The sequence below is a fragment of the Succiniclasticum sp. genome, from assembly GCF_056977735.1.
Window position 1 is genome coordinate 1 of the sequence record NZ_DBMCWA010000011.1, and the last position, 5,900, is coordinate 5,900.

Genomic DNA, 5,900 nt, shown 5'->3' on the forward strand with positions numbered 1-5,900 from the left:
AAGCTCTCACGCGTCGAAAGTACTTGGCTGGAAGCGGCCCGGGAGGATAGATTGTTGCCGGTTAAGACGAAGCCCCCGCACAACACGTGCGGGGGCTTTTTTGTTGTAGGGCTATAGCACAATAGCTTTAAATGAAAATAATAGCAGATTAAGGAAGTAATAGTAACGAACGGCGCATCCCAGAATCATAACGGTTCCGGAGGGGTGTTTTTGTTAAAATTCATAGATAATTCACTACAAGTTTGATATAATATATATGATACCCAATGCTTTTCTCTGAACCGCACTGTAGTGATTGGTATTTTGGCATATGAACTATTCAAGCCCAATATCTGGCCGGATTACCACAGTAGTTTTGCGGTGCTGAACACGAAAGATTTGAACCACAAACTGACGGAGGATTTGGAGATTCATTTTGTGTAGCTGCCTAAGTGGGAGAAGCACAAAAGTGGAAGGCTTAGTTGTCCTAACCCTGCACGCCAGCGGTATGCCTGCAGAAGAAATTGCCATGCGTCTGAAAAAAGATATTGCGGAGGTCAAAACAATGCTTCGGAGTGAAAGCGCCGAACAATGATTTAATTGAATATAAACGAACGATTGTCTTCGCAACAATTAATCCGCACACCGGCGCAGTCTGTCAAACATGGCAGGCTGCGTTGTTTTGGTGCACCCGACATGGGCAGTCTTAAAGGTGAAACCGGTGGATCAGATATGGACAGGGAAATGCCAAATAATCTGATTTAATTTGAGATTAGTTTTCTGTTTAATTGAAATCAATTATTGCAGGAATGTGAGCATTCCGGGAATAAAGTCCAAAATAAGATTCTGAAATTTATTTCTAAACTGTTAATTGTCACAGGATTGTCATAAAAAGATAATATAATCAATAAAGAGTTATTAACAACTATTAAGTAATTTAACGATAGAGCAGATTTGACATGTAAATGGTGAGAGAGTATAATAAAAGGTAGCATGTTGTGCATATTGAGAATAACGTATATTCATATTATTTAATAATATTTAATAATATTTAATAATATCTAACTATTTAAATTTTACTCATGGCGCAATTGCGTATTGAAAGGAGAAAGCCGCATGAATAAGATTTACAGAATTATATGGAGTAAGACTAAGAATTGCTATATCGTCGTTTCTGAAATGGCAAAACGTAACGGCAAATGCAGCTCCTGTACCTTAAAGAAAATAACCGCATTAACTGTGTTGGCTTCCAGTTTAAGTATGCCTGCATTTGCAAGTACTTATGAGGTAGACAGCATATCAGAAGATGATTTTAAAAGTGCTGTCGCGGTGACTCATAATAACTATACCACAGGGGTTAACACTAAAACTGGTGCAGTTTCGTTGGGCGTGATAACTAAATCTGCCAGCGGTTTACAGACAGTGACAGTTGGCATTAATGCTACAAATGCATATCTGCCTGATGGTAAACTTGTTCTGGTGCAGGAATCTTCAGTTCCAAGCAATGAGAATTACAACACATATATCGGTCGGTTCCATACTTTATCGAAAACAGAATCAACTCGAATTGCCAATATCCGAACATATACTTATAGAGGAAATCCGGCAGGATCGCTTACTGCGATTAATATAAACGGAACTTTATCTGAAAATAGCGGATTCAGTGATGACGGAAAAAGTTATACTGGTTCGTATACGACAGAAGCGGGGGATGTATATTATATTTCAGCATATACCGATTCTGACAAACCGAACACATCTTCTGCAAAATGGATTACGACGTTAACAGATTCTCATGGAAATGTTTGGACATCAAATCCCCAAGGTTATATACAGTTGATGACGCCTCCCGCTGATGTTACAAATGTTTATACGGTAACAGCTAAATATGAAGATGGTGCGTGGACAACTAATATTGTTGATCAGAATGGAAATGCGCCGCAAGATCCCAAGATGACTACTATAACTGGACCGGTAGAAAACAAGGATCTGGATATGATGGTGGGGCAAGTCAATAAAAAATCGAATGGTTATTTTATGACTAACCGAATCAAGATGAAAGATCAGATTTCCGGTAAAGAGACTTTATATGAAGCAACAGTTCAGACAGGCGATGTTGTAACTGCAACTGTCAATGCGAATGGTACCAAACATGCAAATGACGATTCACTTACTATTAAAGTTAACGGAGAGGAAGTAGCAAATTATACTGGCGTTCATTATTACAGTGTCAATGATGGCGGTACCCATGGGAGTAACTATAACAATACCGGTGCAACCGGCCTCAATGCTATAGCTGCAGGTGTGGCAGCCAGTGCAACCGGTGCAAGTAGCATCGCTATCGGCAACGGTGCAAAAGCCACGGGTGATGGTGCGATTGCGATTGGCGAAGGATCTACCGGACAGCTGGTCGCCAGTGGTGAACACTCCTATGTACATGGTTTTTCTGCTTCCGCCAAGGGGCCGGATGCAACAGCTTGGGGAGAGTTGACGCAAGCAGGGGATGATGACGAAACAAGAGAAGCCCACTGGAACTGGATGGAAGAGCGGTATGAAGGCAGCGCAGGTGAACACAATGATTTCGGAAAACAGGCAACTGCTTGGGGTAAGTATACATATGCAGTTGGTGCGCGAGCTACTGCATTTGGATCTGAAACTGAAGCCTGGGGTGTTGATTCAACGGCATTTGGTACACAGACCGTTGCTTATGGTCGCGCTGCAACGGCATTTGGTGAATCAACCGTTGCCAGCGGTTATGACTCTACAGCATTCGGACAGAATACAGAAGCTTCCGGTTATCAGTCGACGGCCTTTGGTGTGGGTACAGTAGCCAGTGGCGAAAACACTGCGACAGCATTTGGTAATAATACGACGGCGAGTGGTTTTTTTGCATCCACGGCCTTTGGTATGGGTTCTACAGCCAGTAATACAGCGGCTACAGCGTTTGGATCAGGCACATTAGCAAGTGGCATGTATTCTACAGCCTTCGGCTCAAATACAAATGCTACCAATAATTATGCTACGGCATGGGGTGCATCCAATACAGCCAGTGGCCAGGCGGCTACCGCATTTGGTAATGCAACAAAGGCTACCGGCAACATGTCAACGGCATTTGGCTCGGGAACTACCGCCAGCGCTGGTCGTGCAACGGCTTTTGGTGTCTCTACTACTGCTAGCGAACAGGCGGCTACAGCTTTCGGTAATTTATCAACCGCATCCGGATTAATGTCCACCGCATTTGGCCAATACACAGAAGCCAGTGGCAAAGGCGCTACGTCGTTTGGAATTGGTACTGCAGATGAAAAAGTTACAGCTTCTGGCGAAGGGGCAACAGCTTTTGGCAGCAAAACAGATGCTTCCGGTGATTATGCAACCGCGTTTGGCGTGGAATCTAAAGCGTACGGTGAAAACTCACTGGCAGCTTTGGGCGGAACAGTAGGTGAGAAAGCGGCAGAAAGTACTGACGAAACTGGAACCACAGCAGCAACAGTCAGCGCAGGCAAAGCTGCCGTAGCCATCGGTGAGGGAGCACAGGTTCTTACAGATTATACCTATGCAATCGGTCAAAATGCAAAGGCTACAGAAGAGGCTGCAGGCGCCATTGTGTTTGGCAACGGCTCCACCGTATCCGGTGAAAACAGTATTGCTATTGGTACAGGGCATACCGTTTCCGGTAAAAACGCCGGAGCATTTGGTGATCCCAGCACTGTTTCAGGCGACGGTTCTTATGCGATTGGTAACGATAATACAATTGAAGTGGCTGACGGCTTTATCCTGGGTAGCAACGCATCTGTTACAAAAGCCGGCGGTGTTGCGCTGGGCAAAGATACGGTTGCTTCTGTAGCTGCAGGCGCCTCTGGATATGATCCCTTAACAGATAAGGCATCTACGGATACAACAGCTACTTGGAAATCCACGACTGCAGCGGTATCTGTCGGTGATGCAGAACATGATATTACCCGTCAGATTACTGGCGTGGCAGCTGGTACACAGGACACAGATGCGGTCAACGTGGCCCAGTTGAAAGCTGCAAAAAGCAATTACTACAGTGTAAATGACGAAGTACCTGTATTAGGTAAAGTGCATAAATCAAACTATAATAATGATGGTGCAACTGGAACAGATTCCCTCGCTGCAGGTGTAGCGGCAGGAACGAACGGAATGTTCTCGGCGGTAGCCGGTTCTTATTCTTCCATTGCAGGTACAACTACCTATCAGGGTACGGGTGCGTCCGTTTATGGCAGTTTCAATGAAGTGGGCGCAGCAGAAGGCGTTGCTTATGATGGGGTTGGCAATAGCGTAGTAGGTCTGGCTAATACAACTAACAATGCCAACGGTGCCCTGGTCTTTGGTACGGGCAATAAAATTACCAATTCGTACGGCGCTTTGAAAGATGCTCAGGTTAAAGAACTACGTACAATGTACGGTGTATATGCATCGGCTGTTAAATTATGGGGTGCGGATTCTGATGCAGCAAAAACTGCGTATACGTTGTTAAAAGCCAGAATGGATGCATTTGGCGTATCGGCTCCGGAAGATGGTGGCGATGTATTGGCCATCGGCGGCGGCAATACGGCGGATTATGCGAAGAAGTCTTCCATGATTGGCGTGAGCAACAAAATTACCGGAACTGCGGCAAGTGGCGAAGGAACCGAAGTTGCGGAGGCGAAATTTGCTGAATATAACAGCGCTATCGGATATAAGAATACGATTTCCAACGGCAGCAATAACAGTATTATCGGTACCAACCGTACCGTTTCCAACGCAGATGGTGTAGTGGTCATCGGTTCTGCGGACAGAGAAATAGCAACTTCGGCTGTTGATGCAGTCGTGATTGGTACGAATGCCAATGCTACTGTTAAGGGTGGCGTAGCTTTGGGCAGCAACAGCATTGCGGATACGGATAAGGAAGTTGTCGGGTATGATCCGGTTACAGGGAAGGCCTCAACTTTGGAAACTGCTACCTGGAAATCTACGGCGGCAGCAGTATCTGTCGGCGATAGCAGGAACACACGCCAGATTACTAACGTGGCGGCAGGATTTGAAGATACGGATGCAGTGAATGTAGCACAGCTGAAGACATCCCGGGTGGAACTTAACCAGGGTACAAACACGAAGCTGGATACAGAATTCGACCGAACCGACGGCCATGCAATCTATACTGTCAATGCCTATGATACCAAACTGAAATCCGGTACAGGTGTAACAGTAGAAGGTGGGGACCTGGACCAGAGTACCAATGTTCGCACCTATACTGTAAAAGCCAATATGGAAGAGATTCAGGACTCAATGGCTCCATTGAAATTTGGTGGAGACAACACAACACCTGATACGTACATCATTTCCAGAAAACCGGGTCAGCAACTGGATATCATCGGTGGCGCGAATACGAAGCCGGAGAATCTGACTGATGATAATATCGCGGTCATTTCGAATGGGATTGATACACTTGAAGTTAAGCTTTCCGATAAAATTCAGTTGAGTGATAAAGGGTCTCTTACGATAGGCAATGTAGCTGAAGGAGCAACGGTTGTTTCTCAGAAGGGAATCAAGATTATTACAGATTCGCCTGTCAACACCCAGTTCACATCGGCAGGAATCAGTGCCGGCAATCAGAAAATTGAGTTTGTGGCAGCCGGAGAAATTGATACGGACGCGGTGAACGTAAGTCAGTTGAAGAAAGCGCGTACAACAGTTACAGCAGGCGCCAATGTAACAAGTGTTAATGAGGTTACACCCACAGATATTGACGGAAATTATTCATATAAGATTGACGTAGACAACCTGACGTATAAAGCGAACGGCGAAAACGCCCAGAGCGTGAAACTGTCTGACGGTCTGAACTTTACGGATGGTAAGAACACGACGGCAGAAGTAGCAGCTAATGGCGTAGTGAAAATCAACACCGGGAAATCTGTTGT

The 5,900-nt window shown here is 45.2% G+C and carries 2 protein-coding genes; both read left to right on the forward strand.

Annotated elements, in window-relative coordinates:
- Window positions 1–448: 448 nt before the first annotated feature.
- Window positions 449–574: a hypothetical protein gene (locus ACZOWY_RS07230; protein WP_484394617.1), complete on the forward strand. Its 126-nt coding sequence runs from the start codon at window positions 449–451 to the stop codon at window positions 572–574.
- 521 nt (window positions 575–1,095) lie between these two features.
- Window positions 1,096–5,900 (forward strand): ESPR-type extended signal peptide-containing protein (locus ACZOWY_RS07235; RefSeq protein ID WP_484394620.1); only part of this gene is annotated, 4,805 nt, incomplete at its 3' end.